This window comes from uncultured Dokdonia sp. (genome assembly GCF_937910895.1).
Taxonomy (GTDB): Bacteria; Bacteroidota; Bacteroidia; order Flavobacteriales; family Flavobacteriaceae; genus Dokdonia.
The window spans coordinates 1-16,816 of sequence record NZ_CALEMI010000158.1 but is presented as its reverse complement, the minus strand read 5'-3'; the positions used below and the strand labels follow the sequence as shown (position 1 = coordinate 16,816).

The 16,816-nt window shown below is 35.6% G+C and carries 16 protein-coding genes; 13 read left to right on the top strand and 3 right to left on the bottom strand.

Annotated features, from left to right (window positions below; all coding sequences use genetic code 11):
- The 11 genes from sufD to Q0505_RS18755 all read left to right on the top strand — a co-directional run.
- The coding region (sufD, locus tag Q0505_RS18805) for a Fe-S cluster assembly protein SufD (RefSeq protein ID WP_299216298.1) at positions 1-822 on the top strand (822 nt) is incomplete at its 5' end.
- A gap of 72 nt (positions 823-894) precedes the next feature.
- Positions 895-2,133, top strand: a complete 1,239-nt coding sequence (locus Q0505_RS18800) for a cysteine desulfurase (RefSeq protein WP_299216295.1) — start codon at positions 895-897, stop codon at positions 2,131-2,133.
- 10 nt (positions 2,134-2,143) lie between these two features.
- Positions 2,144-2,701, top strand: a complete 558-nt coding sequence (locus tag Q0505_RS18795) for a GNAT family N-acetyltransferase (RefSeq protein WP_299216292.1) — start codon at positions 2,144-2,146, stop codon at positions 2,699-2,701.
- 63 nt (positions 2,702-2,764) lie between these two features.
- Entirely contained in the window at positions 2,765-3,187 is a 423-nt protein-coding gene (locus tag Q0505_RS18790) for an META domain-containing protein (RefSeq protein WP_299216289.1), read from the top strand.
- Positions 3,188-3,280: 93 nt separating this feature from the next.
- On the top strand, positions 3,281-3,946 hold the full coding sequence (locus Q0505_RS18785; RefSeq protein WP_299216287.1) for an META domain-containing protein: 666 nt from the start codon (positions 3,281-3,283) through the stop codon (positions 3,944-3,946).
- A gap of 5 nt (positions 3,947-3,951) precedes the next feature.
- On the top strand, positions 3,952-4,377 hold the full coding sequence (locus Q0505_RS18780; RefSeq protein WP_299216284.1) for a SufE family protein: 426 nt from the start codon (positions 3,952-3,954) through the stop codon (positions 4,375-4,377).
- Between the two features lie 134 nt (positions 4,378-4,511).
- Entirely contained in the window at positions 4,512-4,847 is a 336-nt protein-coding gene (locus Q0505_RS18775; protein WP_299216281.1) for an SUF system Fe-S cluster assembly protein, read from the top strand.
- Between the two features lie 447 nt (positions 4,848-5,294).
- Positions 5,295-5,549 carry a hypothetical protein gene (locus tag Q0505_RS18770; RefSeq protein ID WP_299216278.1) on the top strand — a complete coding sequence of 85 codons (255 nt, stop codon included), beginning with the start codon at positions 5,295-5,297 and terminating at the stop codon, positions 5,547-5,549.
- A gap of 20 nt (positions 5,550-5,569) precedes the next feature.
- A complete protein-coding gene (locus Q0505_RS18765) occupies positions 5,570-6,076 on the top strand; it encodes a DUF2480 family protein (protein WP_299216275.1) in 507 nt (168 codons plus the stop codon).
- A 61-nt stretch (positions 6,077-6,137) separates the two neighbouring features.
- Positions 6,138-7,115: a DUF3078 domain-containing protein gene (locus Q0505_RS18760; RefSeq protein ID WP_299216272.1), complete on the top strand. Its 978-nt coding sequence runs from the start codon at positions 6,138-6,140 to the stop codon at positions 7,113-7,115.
- Between the two features lie 172 nt (positions 7,116-7,287).
- Positions 7,288-8,235 (top strand): DUF3078 domain-containing protein, encoded by a 948-nt coding sequence (locus tag Q0505_RS18755; RefSeq protein ID WP_299216269.1) that lies wholly within the window; start codon positions 7,288-7,290, stop codon positions 8,233-8,235.
- 95 nt (positions 8,236-8,330) lie between these two features.
- Here the strand turns inward: Q0505_RS18755 and Q0505_RS18750 are convergent, their stop codons facing one another.
- Together Q0505_RS18750 and hflX are read right to left on the bottom strand one after the other, a co-directional pair.
- Positions 8,331-9,671, bottom strand: coding sequence for a hypothetical protein (locus Q0505_RS18750; protein WP_299216266.1), 1,341 nt, complete (start codon positions 9,669-9,671; stop codon positions 8,331-8,333).
- Positions 9,672-9,788: 117 nt separating this feature from the next.
- The gene (hflX, locus tag Q0505_RS18745) at positions 9,789-11,000 is read right to left on the bottom strand and encodes a GTPase HflX (RefSeq protein WP_299216263.1); all 1,212 of its coding nucleotides are present in this window, start codon (positions 10,998-11,000) and stop codon (positions 9,789-9,791) included.
- Between the two features lie 63 nt (positions 11,001-11,063).
- Between hflX and Q0505_RS18740 the strand changes: the two genes are divergently transcribed.
- Positions 11,064-12,044 (top strand): endonuclease, encoded by a 981-nt coding sequence (locus Q0505_RS18740; protein WP_299216260.1) that lies wholly within the window; start codon positions 11,064-11,066, stop codon positions 12,042-12,044.
- A 60-nt stretch (positions 12,045-12,104) separates the two neighbouring features.
- Here Q0505_RS18740 and Q0505_RS18735 read toward each other — a convergent pair whose 3' ends face one another.
- Complete coding sequence (locus tag Q0505_RS18735; RefSeq protein ID WP_299216257.1) at positions 12,105-14,714, bottom strand: T9SS type A sorting domain-containing protein; 2,610 nt, start codon at positions 14,712-14,714, stop codon at positions 12,105-12,107.
- A gap of 465 nt (positions 14,715-15,179) precedes the next feature.
- On the opposite strand from Q0505_RS18735, the gene Q0505_RS18730 reads away from it, so the two are divergent.
- The coding region (locus Q0505_RS18730; RefSeq protein ID WP_299216254.1) for a choice-of-anchor L domain-containing protein at positions 15,180-16,816 on the top strand (1,637 nt) is incomplete at its 3' end.

Genomic DNA, 16,816 nt, shown 5'->3' with positions numbered 1-16,816 from the left:
ATTCAGATTATTCACTTTGCAACAGGATCAGAAGAAGCAACTTTATTCCAACCTCGTAACCTTATTGTCGTAGAGGAAAATAGTGAAGTACAAATCATAGAGCGTCATCAAAGTCTTTCAGATACAGCTGTTTTTACAAACTCTGTCACAGAGATTTATGCTGGAAAACGTGCCATGATCGACTACTACAAAATTCAAAATGACAAGCTAAATGCTTCTCTTGTTGACACTACCGAAATAGAACAACACAGAGAAAGTGTCGTTTCTGTACATACGTTTTCTCTGGGTGGAAATATCACACGTAATAACCTTAATTATTATCAAAAGGGAGAATACATGGATTCTATCTTAAAAGGGATTACCCTTATAGGTGGAAAACAACATGTAGATCATAACACCCTTGTACATCATATAGAACCCAATTGTGAATCACACCAAGATTACAAAGGGATTTTTGCAGGGAGTTCTACAGGTGTTTTTAACGGAAAAGTCGTTGTCGAAAAAGAAGCACAAAAAACAAACGCGTATCAATCTAACAATAATATTTTGATAGATGACAAAGCAACGATTAACTCAAAACCTCAATTAGAGATTTTTGCAGATGATGTACGTTGTTCTCACGGGTGTACTATAGGGCAACTTGATGAAAGTGCTTTGTTTTACTTACAATCTAGAGGAATTGCAAAAAAAGAAGCAAGAGCTTTATTGATGTATGCTTTTGCAAACACCGTATTATCTAGTGTGAAAATTCCGCAATTAAAACAACGTATCACCAAACTTATCGCTAAGAAAATTGGCGTAAGTATTGGATTTGAGTTATAAGGCATAGACGACAAATCACATAGTAAAATACCCGCCTTATGCGGGTATTTTACTAATAAGAAGGCAATGAAGATGACAGAAACTAAAGCACATACTACATTTGATGTACAAAGCATCCGAAAAGATTTTCCGATTCTTTCTAGAAAAGTAAACGGACAACCTTTAATTTATTTTGATAACGCGGCAACTTCTCAAACACCCCAAGCGGTGATTGATGCAATTGTAGATTACTATTCTAACTACAATGCAAATATTCACAGAGGCGTTCATGCGCTTTCTCAAGAAGCTACAGATGCCTACGAGCAAGCGCGTATTAAAATTCAGAAGCATTTTAATGCTGCAAAGCCGTATGAGATCATCCTGACTGCGGGTACAACGCATGCCATTAATCTGATCGCAAATGGATATAGCAGTTTTTTACAAAAAGGAGATGAAGTCTTGGTTTCTGCTTTGGAGCATCACAGTAATATTGTCCCTTGGCAAATGCTTTGTGAACGCACAGGCGCTGTTTTAAAAGTGATCCCTATGACGCAAAGCGGGGAGCTGGATATGGACGCTTTCGCGAAAGCGGTCTCCACCAACCTCAAACTTGTATTTGTAAATCACGTATCCAACGCGTTAGGAACTGTCAACCCCATAGAACATATTATCGCTGAAGCCCATAAAGTAGGCGCTGCTGTGGTGATAGATGGTGCGCAGGCAACGCCACATATCAAACCTGATGTACAAGCCCTTAATGCCGACTTCTATGTAGCCAGCGCTCATAAAATCTGTGGCCCAACGGGTGTAGGAATCTTGTATGGCAAAGAAGCATTACTACAAAAATTACCTCCGTATCAAGGAGGTGGGGAGATGATAGATCAGGTAACTTTTGAAAAAACAACCTATGCTGGATTACCTCATAAATTTGAAGCAGGAACGCCTAATATTTGCGGAGTTATTGCAGCAGGCGTTGGCTTAGATTATATGAATGCGATAGGTTTTGATGTCATTGGGAGTTATGAAGAAGAGCTTCTTCAATACGCCACAGAAAAACTACTTCAAATCGAAGGACTAAAAATCTATGGCGAATCAGAAAAGAAAACAGCCGTGATTTCTTTTAATGTAGGCAGTATTCATCCGTATGATATTGGTACGATTTTAGACAAATTAGGTATTGCTGTTCGTACAGGACATCATTGTGCACAGCCTATTATGGACTATTTTAAAATCCCAGGTACGGTCAGAGCTTCCTTTGCATTTTATAATACAAAAGAAGAGATAGACACTTTTGTAAAAGGAGTAGAACGTGCCGTGATGATGCTTTCTTAAGATAGTGATAATGATTCCTATTTCCGATCAGTTGGCTTTAGAAGCTATTCGCTTAGAAGATCAAGCAAGGCTTTTTGAATTGATGCAACGTATTTATCCGCCAGCGTATTCACATTTCTGGGAGGATCAAGGCAACTGGTATTTGAACGAACAATACAATACTGAAAATCTTAAAAAAGAACTTGAGGAAAAAGGATCGTATTATTACTTTGTTCGCTTTCGCGAAAGCGTACTTAGCCTAGAATATAAGACTATAGGCATTTTTAAAGTGATAGAAAATTATACGTATCCAGAGCAAGCGGATATCGTTAGTTATAAAGTACATCGTATTTATCTGGATACAACGGTACAAGGCAAGGGGATTGGAAAAGAGCTTATGGAGTATGCAGAAAAACGTGCTAAAGAAACAAAACATGATCTCATTTGGCTAGATGCTATGGATCAACATCCGCAAGCAATGTCTTTTTACAAGAATTTAGGATTTACAAAGGCTGGCGTACAACGGCTGGATTTTAAATTATTGCATGATCCGTATCGCCCTATGTGGTATCTATACAAACATCTATAAATTCTATCCCGTCAAGGTGATAGTTGGCTATTTGGGTACTATCTTTGTCTTAATATGTATGCTATGGTGATACGATTTTTTATTTTACTAGTTTCCTTGAGCATCGGATATTCATGCACGTCTACTCAAGAAGTAATCTCTCAAGAGGAGTCTGCTATTTTTGCAGGTACTTTTATTGTAGATACATTATACGATCGACCTATAGGGGGTAATGATCTTAACTTAAAAATCAATGATCGTACATCGAAAATCTCAGGATTTTCAGGATGTAATACCTATAGTGTTGCTTTTACAACAGCTGAGAATACGATTACATTTTCTCCAGCCATAGGTACAAAAATCTATTGTGGTGATGAGGTTATGGAAAAAGAAAACCAGTTTTTAAATATTTTTGGGAGTCCAAAAGAATTTAGTATTAAAAAGGATACGCTTACACTATATAATGAAGGCAAGGAAATCTTAAAGGCGACCCGTTTTATATTTTAACGATAAGTATATAAAATACATTAAGGGTTTGTTAAGCAGTATGGATGACCGCCTATTGAGTGCTATCTTTGTATAACTTCTTACTTATAAGCTATGAAACAAAACATACATTATATAATCATCTTTCTTTTATGCACCTTTTATGCAAGTGCTCAAGAACAAAGCATTCTTACTTTAGAAGTTGCTCCCTATCTTGTCCCATGTGAAGATTCTGATCCAGAGGAAATGTGTTTGCAACTCTTGAGTACCAATGGTGAAGATTTATTTATTATTACCACTGATGCCATAGAAGGGTTCATTGCAGAGTCAGGATTTGAATATACCCTAGAAGTACAAGTGTTACCTAAATTAAAGGAAGATGACTTGACAAGGTATCAACTCCAAAAAGTAATATCAAAAATTTGGGTGCCTCAATACGCGGTTGATGCACCAGAGTTAAAAGGAAGTTTTAAAGTAGTTGGCATAAATGGATTACCTCTTAATCCTAATCAAACGGAGCTTATTATAAATGCTAATAATAGTGTGATGAGAGGTTCTACAGAATGTAATAATTACCACTTATTTTTTAAGCAATTTGGATATAGTCTAGTTTTTTCAAAAATTTTAACAACTGATTTATTTTGTGCCTCTAGACGACCATTACAAGACGAATATTTTATAGTTTTTAATCGTGTTCATCATTTTGAATTTAAAGGAGATGTGCTTAAATTATATGATTTTAACGATACATTGGTTCTAGAAGCGAACCTATTGAGATAAACACTATGGCAACAATACGAGAAATACAAGAAGAGATCATTGACGAGTTTTCTATGTTTGACGACTGGATGCAACGCTATGAGTATATGATTGACCTAGGAAAATCGTTACCTCTTATAAACGAGCAATACAAAACAGAGGATTATATCATAAAAGGATGTCAAAGTAAAGTGTGGGTACATGCCGATATGGAAGATGAAACGATTCACTTTACTGCAGATAGTGATGCGATCATTACTAAAGGAATTATCGCTATTCTAATCAGAGCCTTTTCTGGACAATCTCCTCAAGATATTATAGATGCAGATACGGCATTTATAGATGAGATTGGACTCAAAGAACATTTGTCTCCCACCAGAGCAAATGGACTTGTGAGTATGATTAAACAAATAAAGTTATATGCTGTAGCCTATCAAACGCAATTGAATTAAGGTTACATATATCAATAAAAACAATAATTGTGATGATTGGGTGAGATTCCCGTTTTGAAGTAATAATGATAAGATTCCTGTTTTAAAATAATAATCATAAGATTCCCACCTTCGTGGGAATAAAAAATAGTATGATGAGCGAGACCACAGAAACCACGATAAATACAGAAGAGTTAGGCGAAAAAATTGTTCGCGTGATCAAAACCATATACGATCCTGAAATTCCTGTAGACATTTACGAACTAGGATTGATTTACGACGTGTTTGTGAATGAAGATTATGATACAAAAATCTTAATGACATTAACCACGCCTAATTGCCCTGTTGCCGAAACATTGCCACTAGAAGTAGAAGAAAAAGTAAAGTCTATTAAAGGTGTTAATGATTGTGAAGTTGAAATCACCTTCGACCCTCCTTGGACGCAAGAATTAATGAGCGAAGAAGCAAAGTTAGAGTTGGGTATGTTATAAATAAAAACCTCAACAGCTTCATTAAGGAGTTTGGTGGTTGTTCAATAGATTTTGTAATTTTCCTTTACAAAATATAGTGAACTTTCCGTTTCACGCCAATGTCAATGAGCGAAGAAGCAAAGTTAGAGTTGGGTATGTTGTAAAACATTCATAAATGACCTATTGTAGACCAAGGAGTTTTGGTAGTTGTTTTCATTTTTTTGTAATTTTTAGAACAAAAAAATTAAAACTTTCTGTCGCTAAAGTTCTAAAATGAGCGAAGAAGCGAAGTTGGAATTAGGCATGTTATAATAAAAACCTCAACTGCTTCATTAAGGAGTTTGGTGGTTGTTCAATAGATTTTGTAATTTTTCCTTTACAAAATATAGTGAACTTTCCGTTTCACGCCAATGTCAATGAGTGAAGAAGTAATCCTATTATTTGACAATGCTAACTTTAATTAAAAAAATGACAATACTAAAAGGCTACTCATTAGTTTATTTGGCTTGTTGTTTAATTTTTACAATTGGAAATTGGAAAATAATTGCCCAAGAAGAAGGATGGGGAGTTGTTTACATGATTGGACTAATAACTATTGGGCTTTGTGGATTACTCATCGATTTTGTAATGATATTGTTAATTAAAAACAAAAAAATATTAAATGGAATTGGAGCCGTATTGGTTTTGATATTTTCAATCGAATTGTGGATTGAATTGAAATAAAGTTTAATAAATAACACACCATGGAAGAAATTGTAAATAGAGTTGCCAATAGTAAACTGATTACGTTTAATCTTGAAGATTTGTATGCTTCAGGAGCGCGTATGACGTTGGATATTTCACAATGGTTAGAAGAAGGTTTTATATTACGAGAAAAAAGCTTTCGCAAAAGCGTAACCAACCACAATTGGACACCTTATCAAGACACCTATGTTGCCTTATATTGTAGTACTGACGCCATTGTTCCCGCTTGGGCATATATGCTGGTTGCCACACACCTACAAGGGATCTCCAAGAAAACCATAACAGGTTCTTTAGAGATCTTAGAAACCATTCTTTTTACAGAAGCGATTGCAACATTAGATACGACTCCTTACCAAGACAGCCCCATCATTGTAAAGGGCTGTACAAACAAACCCGTTCCCGAAAATGCGTATCTGTTACTGATAGAAAAACTACAACCTGTGGCAAAAAGTTTATTGTTTGGCGAGGCCTGTTCTTCGGTGCCTTTATTTAAGAAAAAGAAGTAATCATTTTTGATTTTTTTACCATTTATAGTAATTTTGCGCGCTTATTAAAATCTCAATACGAATGCGCTCCCTCATCCCCTTTTTAGCAATATGTATCCTTCCATTATCTCTTTTTGGACAAGAAAAACCTAAAAAAGAAAAGAAAAAGAAAGACTCCATTATTTTAGGCTGGAAGAGCAAAGGGATGTTGGAAGTTCTATTTAATCAAAGTGCTTTTAATGAGGAGTGGCAAGGTGGAGGAACTTCAAATATAGCAGGGAGTTTTAATCTGAGTCAAGACCTAAATTATAAGAGCAAAAAAATAAGCTGGGATACAAGACTGATTGCCAATCTAGGTCTCGCTATTGCGAAAGATCAAGAGTTTGTACGTAAAACAACAGATCGGTTTGAAATAAATAGCATTTTTGGAGATAAAATTCCAGAGACAAATTTCTACTATTCTGGAATTGTGAATTTTAGAACACAGCTGGCTTCAGGATTTGAGTTTTTTAATAGAGAAGTACGCGATGAAGAAGGAGAAATCGTTGAAGTTGTTCAGGATAGAAGAAAAATAACCGCTTCTTTTTCTCCTGCCTATTTACAAGCAGGTCCTGGAATATTGTGGAAAGAGAGCGATGATTTTAAAATAAACCTAGCTCCTGCGACTATCCGTTATATTTTTGTGAGTAGTCGATTTACACGTGTAGATGAAAATGATCCAGAAGCCTTAGAAAATTATGTCCCGTATTTTGGGGTTGAGGCAAATGAGTCATTCCGATTTGAGTTTGGTGCTTCGCTAAGTGTATATTATAAGGAAGAGCTTTTTAAAAACATTGTTTTTGAAAATAGCTTAAATCTATATGCTGATTATCTAGAAAACACAAAAAACGTAGATCTAGATTATACACTTACTATTAATATGAACGTAAATAGGTATATCACAACAAATATTGCCCTTCAACTTATTTATGATGAAAACGCTGTGAGCGGACTACAAGTACGACAAGTTTTAGGTTTAGGGGTTACATATTCTTTCTTAGACTGGAAATCGCAATCTTGATACAGAGACACAACACGAATACGATACAGATCAAACTATAGTCTAACTACTCGACAAAAAGAGTGTTCTTTTCGTTATAAGGTAATCAACAATATCCTATACCTTGGAAAAAACAGGTAGTTTTTAAGGAATCTCTATATTTGTAATTAAAATTAACAAACCCAATTTACTTATGAAAAAAATCATTGTCTTAGCAGCAACGGTACTCTTAACTCTCCATCTATCTGCTCAAACAGCAGAGGAGTTAAAAGAGGAACAAGCCCCTAAAAAAGCTGAAATTGCAAAACTACAAGGAGAAGTAGATGCACTACAAGCACAAATAGATGCTTTACCTGGATGGAAAAAAGGAGCTTTTGGAACGATAGGAGGAAGTATTTCTCAATTTAGCGATTGGTTTTCTCAAGGAACCCCCAACGTATCTTCTGGAAATATTGCATTTACTGTGAACGGGTATGCAAATCTTACGGAAGAAAAATTCTTCTGGCGTAATGCAGCAAACGTCAACTTAGGTTGGGTAAAATTTGATGATAAAGATGATCCTAACGATGATGATAGTTTCAGAGCAGGAACCGATGTATTTAATATCTCTTCTTTATATGGTAAAAATGTAGCGAAGAATTTTGCGGTTTCTGCTCTTGGTGAGTACAGAACAACCATTCTTGATAATTTTAACGATCCTGGGTATTTAGATCTTGGGGTTGGAGGTACTTGGACACCTATTCCAAATTTGGTCGTCGTTGTACATCCATTAAACTACAACTTTGTTTTTAGTAGTGGGGAGAGTGTATTTGAGTCTTCTTTAGGAGCAAAAATCTTAGTAGATTATACACGTAAAATAGGAGCGATTAACTTTAAATCAAATCTTTCTGCTTTTCAAAGTTATGATTCTAATGATTTATCTAACTGGACGTGGACTAATTCTTTTGGATATACCTTATGGAAGAAAATTGGTGTTGGATTTGATTTTGGTTTAAGAAACAACAGACAGGAAACTGTGAATTTTGCAAACAACCAATTATTGGCTGCAATGCCTATGGCAACTCCTTTTGAATTAGGTGACGACAGTGTTGATGATCAAATTCAAAGCTATTGGACATTTGGATTAAGCTACGCATTCTAATTATACCTACCATTATACCTATTAAAAAAGCGAGCCGATGGCTCGCTTTTTTGTTTACTTTACGTTTCTAAACAACTCTTATATCTACCCCCTCTTTAATCAGGATAATACCAAAAAGGAATCCTAGCAATATCTGTAGGACTAATGGTATCTTTTCTAAGCGTTTTTCGGGTGATTTCAAGTACATGAGGTCCCCGTGAAACGTCTTTTAAATCCAAAACAGTTTCATAGCCTCTTTGTCCCTTTTTATTATGAGCCATAATATACGTAACAGGCATTTGTGTGCTATCTAGTCGTATAGTTATTATATCTTCTAATACACCTAGGTATTTTTTAAAATTAGCATACGCTGTTGTGGCATTCTCTCGATCTAATTGAAAACTTACACTTCCTAATTCAAATCCGCGATCATCTTTTTTAGGCATTAGTGTTGTATCTATTTTATATATCACGTCTTCTATAGCTATTCTGTGTTTTATGAAAATAGGAAGTGATGAGCTCTTTATGATTTTAGAAGGAATTGTAGCTTCTCTAATAAATAGACTTTCTTTATCTGAAGTTTCATCCTCATAATTTGATACTCTAGCATATTGTGCTTTATCTGCCCAACGATTTATATGAAAATTAGATTCTTTTACTTCTAATGAGAACAACATAAGTCCTACAATGAAAATAGGAATCAATACCGCAAGAATACGCTTTCCAAGCTTATTATCTAGTAAGTTATATAGCAAAGGTCTGTATAAAAATGAAAATGTAACGCGACTCATGACTCTGTATACTGGGAAATATACAAATGCTAACCATTTTTTCTTCTTTAAAAATCCTTGTGTAAAGAAATCAACAGCAGTCATCAAAAGAGCTATTGACATGAAGATACCAAAAATAGTACTCAACACACTTTGTACAGCACCACTAAACACACTGCCGATGATTGCGATCACAGCTGAAAACACGGAAATACTGATAAAAAAAGAAAGGAAGAAAAAAACCAATAAAAAGGATAGCGCAAATATCAAACTACAGTAATCTTCCAGTTTTGCGATATACTTATCAAAAGATCCAATATGTTTTTGTAAATATGCCTTGAATTTATCGGTATAATTAAGCACCTCATAATCAATATCACCAGAAAAATACCGTAATCCAACAGCACCAATCCAAAGTCCCCTTAAAATCACGTGGATAATCAAACATATAGTGAGTGATAATAAGCATATTATAATAGCTGCAAATCCAATATTGGAAATCCCACTTAAAGAAACATTATCCATTGTCTTTGCTGAAACAGCATTTGCCATGGTAATAATAGGATCAAACGTTTGGATTAATCCAAAAATAGCAACTCCAGAAATAATCAGTTCCAATTGCCAACTTTCCTGTTGTAAAATATCAAGCCATTTTTTAAACTTGGAATCTTCGTGTTTTGGTAACATATAGCGATGGTTAGTTATACAATGATAAGTAACTATTTTTAAAAAGTGTTACAAACAAAAAAATGTGAGCATCAACTCACATTTTTTAAAATTTTACTTCAAGCGTTTTCTTTTTGCTTAAAATCCATCTTCATATTCTGGGTATAGAAAACTATTATATGGAAAACGTGTGATATGAATCTCTCTTACACGCTCATATACTTTTTTTCTGAAGGTTTCAAAATTATCTTTATTTAAAGCAGATATAAAAATAGAATCTCCATTGGTTCGAGCCATCCATGTTTGTTTCCATTCCTCTAGAGAGTAATGAACTGGAGCTCGCTCTATCATTAAATCTTCTTCATCATAATCTTCTGGTTGATATGCATCTATTTTATTAAATACCATCAAAATTGGTTTGTCAGCACTCTTGATCTCCCCAAGAATTTGATTTACCGAAGCAATGTGATCCTCAAACTGAGGATGTGAGATATCAACCACATGCAATAACAAATCGGCTTCTCGGACCTCATCTAGCGTACTCTTAAAAGAATCTACCAGTTGTGTTGGGAGTTTACGTATAAACCCTACCGTATCTGAAAGTAAAAATGGTAAATTGCCTATCACTACTTTACGCACCGTGGTATCTAAGGTGGCAAATAATTTATTTTCTGCAAACACTTCACTTTTACTCAACGCATTCATAAGCGTAGACTTTCCTACGTTGGTATATCCAACCAAAGCAACACGCACTAACGCCCCACGATTGCCACGTTGCGTCGCCATCTGCTTGTCTATGGTCTCCATCTTCCCTTTAAGAAGTGTGATACGATCTCTTACAATACGTCTATCTGTCTCAATCTCTGTCTCTCCAGGTCCTCTCATCCCAATACCTCCACGCTGACGCTCTAAATGCGTCCACAACCCTGTAAGTCTCGGTAATAAATATTGATATTGAGCAAGCTCTACTTGCGTACGCGCATAACTCGTTTGTGCTCTTTGTGCAAAAATATCGAGAATCAAATACGTACGATCTACAATCTTGCACTCTAACAATTTTTCTATATTACGCTGTTGCCCAGGAGAAAGCTCATCATCAAAAATGACTGTTCCTATATCATGCTGATCTACATACGCTTTGACATCTTCCATTTTTCCAGTTCCTAAAAATGTTTTAGGATTTGGCATATCTAGCTTTTGTGTAAATCTTTTAGCCACCTCACCACCAGCCGTATAGGTTAAGAATTCAAGCTCATCCAGATACTCATTCATTTTATCCTCACTCTGATGACGCGTCGTCAATCCTATGAGAACACATTTTTCATATTCTATTTGTTCAGTTTCTAGCATACCACAAAGGTAGGGAATACGTTGTAATCCTTTTTAGTAAATTAGTAACCCGATACAATATTTATGAAAGATCATTCCGCTTTCGCGAAAGCGTACTCAGACTCAAAAAAAATAAGCGTCGCATTTTATAACCTAGAAAACCTATTTGACACCGAAGATGATCCAAATACACTGGATGATGATTTTACCGCCGAAGGATTTAAAAACTGGAACAGCAAACGCTATGCTCACAAATTACAAAAGTTAAGTCGGGTCATCTCTCAGATTGGTCACACAGAAACTCAAAAAGCGCCTGTCTTAGTAGGCGTTGCAGAAGTTGAGAATATTGCCGTATTACAAAGCCTCATTACTACCAAAGAACTTAAAGACCTTGGATATGATATTGTACACTATGACTCTCCTGACGAAAGAGGCATTGATGTCGGATTATTATACCGTAAAGAAAGTTTTGAAGTATTGGGGAGCGAGACCGTCTCTGTGTATTTAGAATCGGAGTTTGGCGAACGGGATTATACTCGTGATATATTACACGTCACTGGAAACTTAGTCGGTGTGAGAACACACATATTGGTAAATCACTGGCCTTCTCGCCGAAGTGGTGTTGATGAATCTGAACCCAAACGAATTACAGCTGCTCAAAATAATCGAGTGATTATCGAGCGTATTCAGAAAGAAAATCCAGAAGCTCGTATTATAGTGATGGGTGATTTTAATGATGGACCACACAATGAGAGTATCAAAAATCATTTGGTCCAAAAGGATCTTTATAATCCTATGGTATTTTTAAACACACGATACGAAGGAAGTCTTAACCACGATTTTGAATGGTATCTTTTTGATCAAATCATCCTTTCTGCAAATTTTATGCGTTTGCACGAAAATACGCTCAGATACCATAAATCAGATATTTACAATGAGCATCATTTAACAGAGTTTAGAGGTCGTTTTAAAGGCAATCCTTTTAGAACTTATGCCGGAAGAAGATATTTAGGAGGATACAGTGATCACTTCCCTGTTTACTGTGTCTTTGAACACCACACATAAATATAAAATCCTGTGAAGTTAACTTCACAGGATTTTATTTAAATTACTTTTTAAGACAATTTATTGTTTGACAAACCTTCTGGTGACTGCCAGTCCTTCTTTAGAAACAAATCTTACAAAGTACACTCCTGATGCTAGTTTTGACACATCGACAGAAAGTGCATCTTCTTTTGGATTGATCTGTTGAACGATTGTTCCTGTAGAAGAGAATATGATAATCTCATCGTATTCTACATCCAGAATATCAATGGTTAACTGTGATCTCGTCGGGTTAGGATACAATTTGATATTGTCTTTGGAAGCCTCCGTAAATGAACGCAACGCTGTAATGGTTGGTGCTTCTTCTGGAGCGGCAAATGAACTTACATTATCTCCTGAGACAATCACTTGATCTACCCAGATTTGATCATTATTTGCACTTGCATCACAACGGATACGGAATCTATTAGACGCATTAAAGTTAAAAGTACTGCTATCTAAGGTAATCGTATCTGTAAAGAAAGAACCATTAGAAAAATCTGTTCCACTAGCGTATTGTCCTATCACTTGATACGAAGATCCGTTAAAAAATTCTACAAAATAATCTTCGCCGTTTTCCATGCTATTAGCAAACGTATGGAACTCAATAGTTACTTGATTGTTTCCAGAAAGATCTAAAGCTGGTGATACCATATTAGAAGAATTAGAATCATCTCTAAGTCTTACAGAAAAAGATCCTTCAAAAGAGTTTGCAGTCGCTTCTCTTGCACAATCATTACCACCATCAATCCATCCTTCTAATCCTGTTTCAAAGAAATATCCTGCAATCACACCTGGAGTACTGCCTCCACCTTCAAGCGTTGTAAATGATGTTGTAGCGTCACCTGAAACATTTCCAGCGACATCTTGTGCGCTTACAGAAGCGTTGTATGTGGTTAACTGAGAAAGACCATTAACATTAAATGTTGTCGTCGTAGAGGTTCCTACTACAGTACCATCTATAGAAATCGTATAGCTAGCCACACCTACATTATCAGTAGAGCCATTCCAACTTAATATAGCAGTGTTTGAAGTAATATTTGAAGCGACTAGGTTTGTAGGATCAGATGGTGCTTCGGTATCAGGAGTTCCTGCCTGCAATTGAAAAGATCCTACAACACCTCTTCTTCCGTTATTCATATACTCATTGATAAACCAAAAAGTCGAATCATCAGACGGATCTACATCCATTTTACTATAATCTCCGTAACGTGTACCTGGTATTCTTCCATCACCATTGGCGATTAAACCTTCCATAGCTGTCATGGTTCCTAATGGATCCCCGTTTAATCTTCCTGTAAAATAAGAACTTACAAATACCGTAGATGGCGTAGACGCACCAGACATAGACGTATATCCCATTCCTATATTTCCTTGACCATCCATCGCCATACTAGCATTCCAAGCATGTCTTCCATCTGGAGCTGTATACGTACCTTCTTGATACAAAGACCAAGGTTGATTATCTCCACTCTGACGGAACTCATACCAACGTACTGCTGCTTGTTCTTCAGAAGTTGCATCTGCATCTACTACAAAATTAAAAATTGCCGAATTATGTGTTGCAAACTTTCTAAACTGTGCTTGATTCATAATTGTTGCCTGTAAGGCATCTATGCTGATAGGTCTTCCGCCTCCTGGTTGCCTTAGATTTGAAAAGCTTCCATTATCAAATACACTTATAAAAGGAGTTGTGTTAATCTGTGATGGGTTTGATATTGTTGAACTTGAAGGGTTTGACCAGTTTACATTAGCTGTCCAAACTTTAATATGATCTACAGATACGCCATTCCAAGCATCATCCTGTAAATATACAATCGTAGCACCTCCTGGAGATGGCATATTACCATCTGTAACATTTAATGCTTGAGGACTAAAAAACCCACTAGTGACTATACCAGGGAGATTAAATCCTAAAATTTGTGCATTTGGATCACCTACTAACATCGCATCTCTTTCTAATGCCCATAATTTGTTTGTACCTCCAGTATTTTCTGTAATATAGTATCCATCACTCCAAACAGATAGTTTTTGATAATCCTGTATTCCTGAAATCGTATATACAAACCAACCTGCAGTAAGTGGGTTTGGTCCATCAGAAATAGCTACTTGTGCTCCAGACCCTAAGAAAGAAAGTACCCATCTATCTGCAGCCGTATCATAAGATGCTGTAAGGTCACAACATCCCCCTGAAGGAAAAATGGCTGGATTAGGAGCCGTTTGCCCTAATAACTGATTTCCAGATTTATCATAAATAGCAAATCCTGTGTTAAATACAACCATTACATGATTAGGTCCAACAGCAAGAGAAGGATCTGTGGGTTGCGATCCTGATGCATAAGCGTCAAAAACAAGACTTGCAGGCGCCATGCGGATACTCTGCTCCATTTCATGCTTATTTCTTACAAAATAATCGTTTTCTGTTTGAGGATCCTTTCCTTGAACTATTTGCGGTGCTAATGATCTTTTATCTTTTGCTTCTTTTCTAGAATTATCTGACGGAATAAGGTCATTAGGCCTTGAGGACAATGAAGAAACATACTCCACAGAAGAAATTTTGCCTTCGTAAAAAGGTTTTGTCTTATCATCTATTTGCCCATAGGACATCATAGAGTAAAAACACAACAGTAAAAGTAATGATTTAATTTTCATGAGATTTGGTTTAAGTTATTAATATGCTGTAATATACAAATAAATTCTTCAAAAAAAATAGATCATATTTCACTAAATATTTATGAAAACTAGAGGCTAAAAAAATCTTTTAACAAAGACACTAAAAATGGGATACTAAATAGTACATCTATCATTAAAAAAATAGCGTGCAAAAGTCTTAATAAGATGTAAAATTCATTTTTGAACAGCTTCATCTCTTTTAAAAGCATAAATAAAGGTAATAACACTTGTTAATCGTCGATGATTTTGTGCGTTATATCTAAAAAAAAAGTTAACGTTTTGTAAGATTCTTTTTTTGTTTAACCTTAGTGAGATTATAAAGACAAATATCTTCTTTTTGTAGGTGCTTTTGTTTTTGAGAAAAGATAAAATCCTACTAAATAAAAAAGATACCCGTCGAAACTATATCAATAGTATCGAATACAACAACTAATTTTCTATCAAATGAAAAAACAATTACTTTCGTTTTTATTCGCCAGCCTTCTTTCATTTCTGGGTTATGGACAAATCACCATAGATGAATCCTTAACTACACAGGAATTAGTAGAAGATATCTTAATAAACTCATCTTGTGCTGAGGTTTCAAATATTATATCTTCCACAGGAACTGACTTTGGTGACGTAAACGGTATTGCCGCGTTTTCTGCAAATGGATCAGATTTCCCTTTTGAAGAAGGGATTCTTTTAATGTCTGGAAATGTACAACAAGCGCCAGGACCAAATACAACAACACAAAGTAATGGTGGTTGGCCTGGAGATGCAGATTTAGAAGCAAATACTACGGCTATAAATACTAATAATGCCTCATTTATAGAATTTAATTTTACGCCATTTATTGAGCAAATTAGTTTTGACTTTATTATGGCGTCTGAAGAGTATGATCAAAATTTTGAATGTACTTTTTCTGATGCTTTTGCTTTTATACTTACAGACATAACAACTGGTACTGTACAAAATCTAGCTGTTTTACCAGGAACAACCATCCCTATAGAAGTGACTAATATCCGCCCAGAAGTTCCTGGACAATGTGCCGCTGTTAATGAAGAATTTTTTGACAGGTATAATTTTCAACCTTTTAATGATGAAAATACTGCTGCTACAAACTTTAATGGCCAAACAGTAGAGCTTACTGCAATGGCTGATGTAATATCAGGCAATCCATACAGTATAAAATTAGTAGTAGCAGATCAATCTGATAGTGCCTTTGATATTGGAGTATTCCTAGAGGCAGGTAGTTTTAATATTGGTGCTACAGATCTTGGAGATGATATCTTAGTCTCTAATGGAAATGCTGTTTGTGAAGGTGACACTGTTACTCTTAACGCAGAAGATCCTGACGCTGTATCATATACTTGGTTTATGGATAGTGTTGAGATTGTAGGGGAAACAAATCCTACGCTTGATGTAACAACTCCAGGGTTATACGGTGTAAGTGTAAGTCTTAATAATACAGATTGTACGATAGAAGATGAAGTTATTGTAGAATTTATAACAGCTAGTGATGTTGATCTTGGAGATGATATTGATGTTTGTGAGGGAGACACTATTCTATTGGATGTTAATATTCCCGAATCATCAGCTACGTTCTCTTGGTTTTTTAATAATGCGATCCTCATAAACGAAACAAATTCAACTCTCAATGTAACACAAGCGGGAGAATATGCAGTTATTGTTAACTTTAATTCAGGATGTTCTTTTTCTGATGTCATTACGGTAGCTATTACAACAGCCCCTATTATCGAGTTAGGAGATAATATCAATAGTTGTTTAGAAGATCCTATTATACTAGATGCAACACCGTCTAATGTGGATCCTTCATTGGTTACTTTTCAATGGTTTTTAAACAATGTTGTTCTTATAGGAGAAGAATCAGCAACATTAAATGTTACTCAACAAGGAACCTACAATGTGGTTGTTACTTTAGGTCCTTGTGTTATAACAGATAGCGTTACAGTTACTCCACTTACGATTCTTTTTGAGTTAGGAGATGATTTTAATACGTGTTTTAACGAAACGGTAACACTAGATGCTACACCAACAAACATAGATCCCGATGGCGCAACTTATGAGTGGTCTCTTAA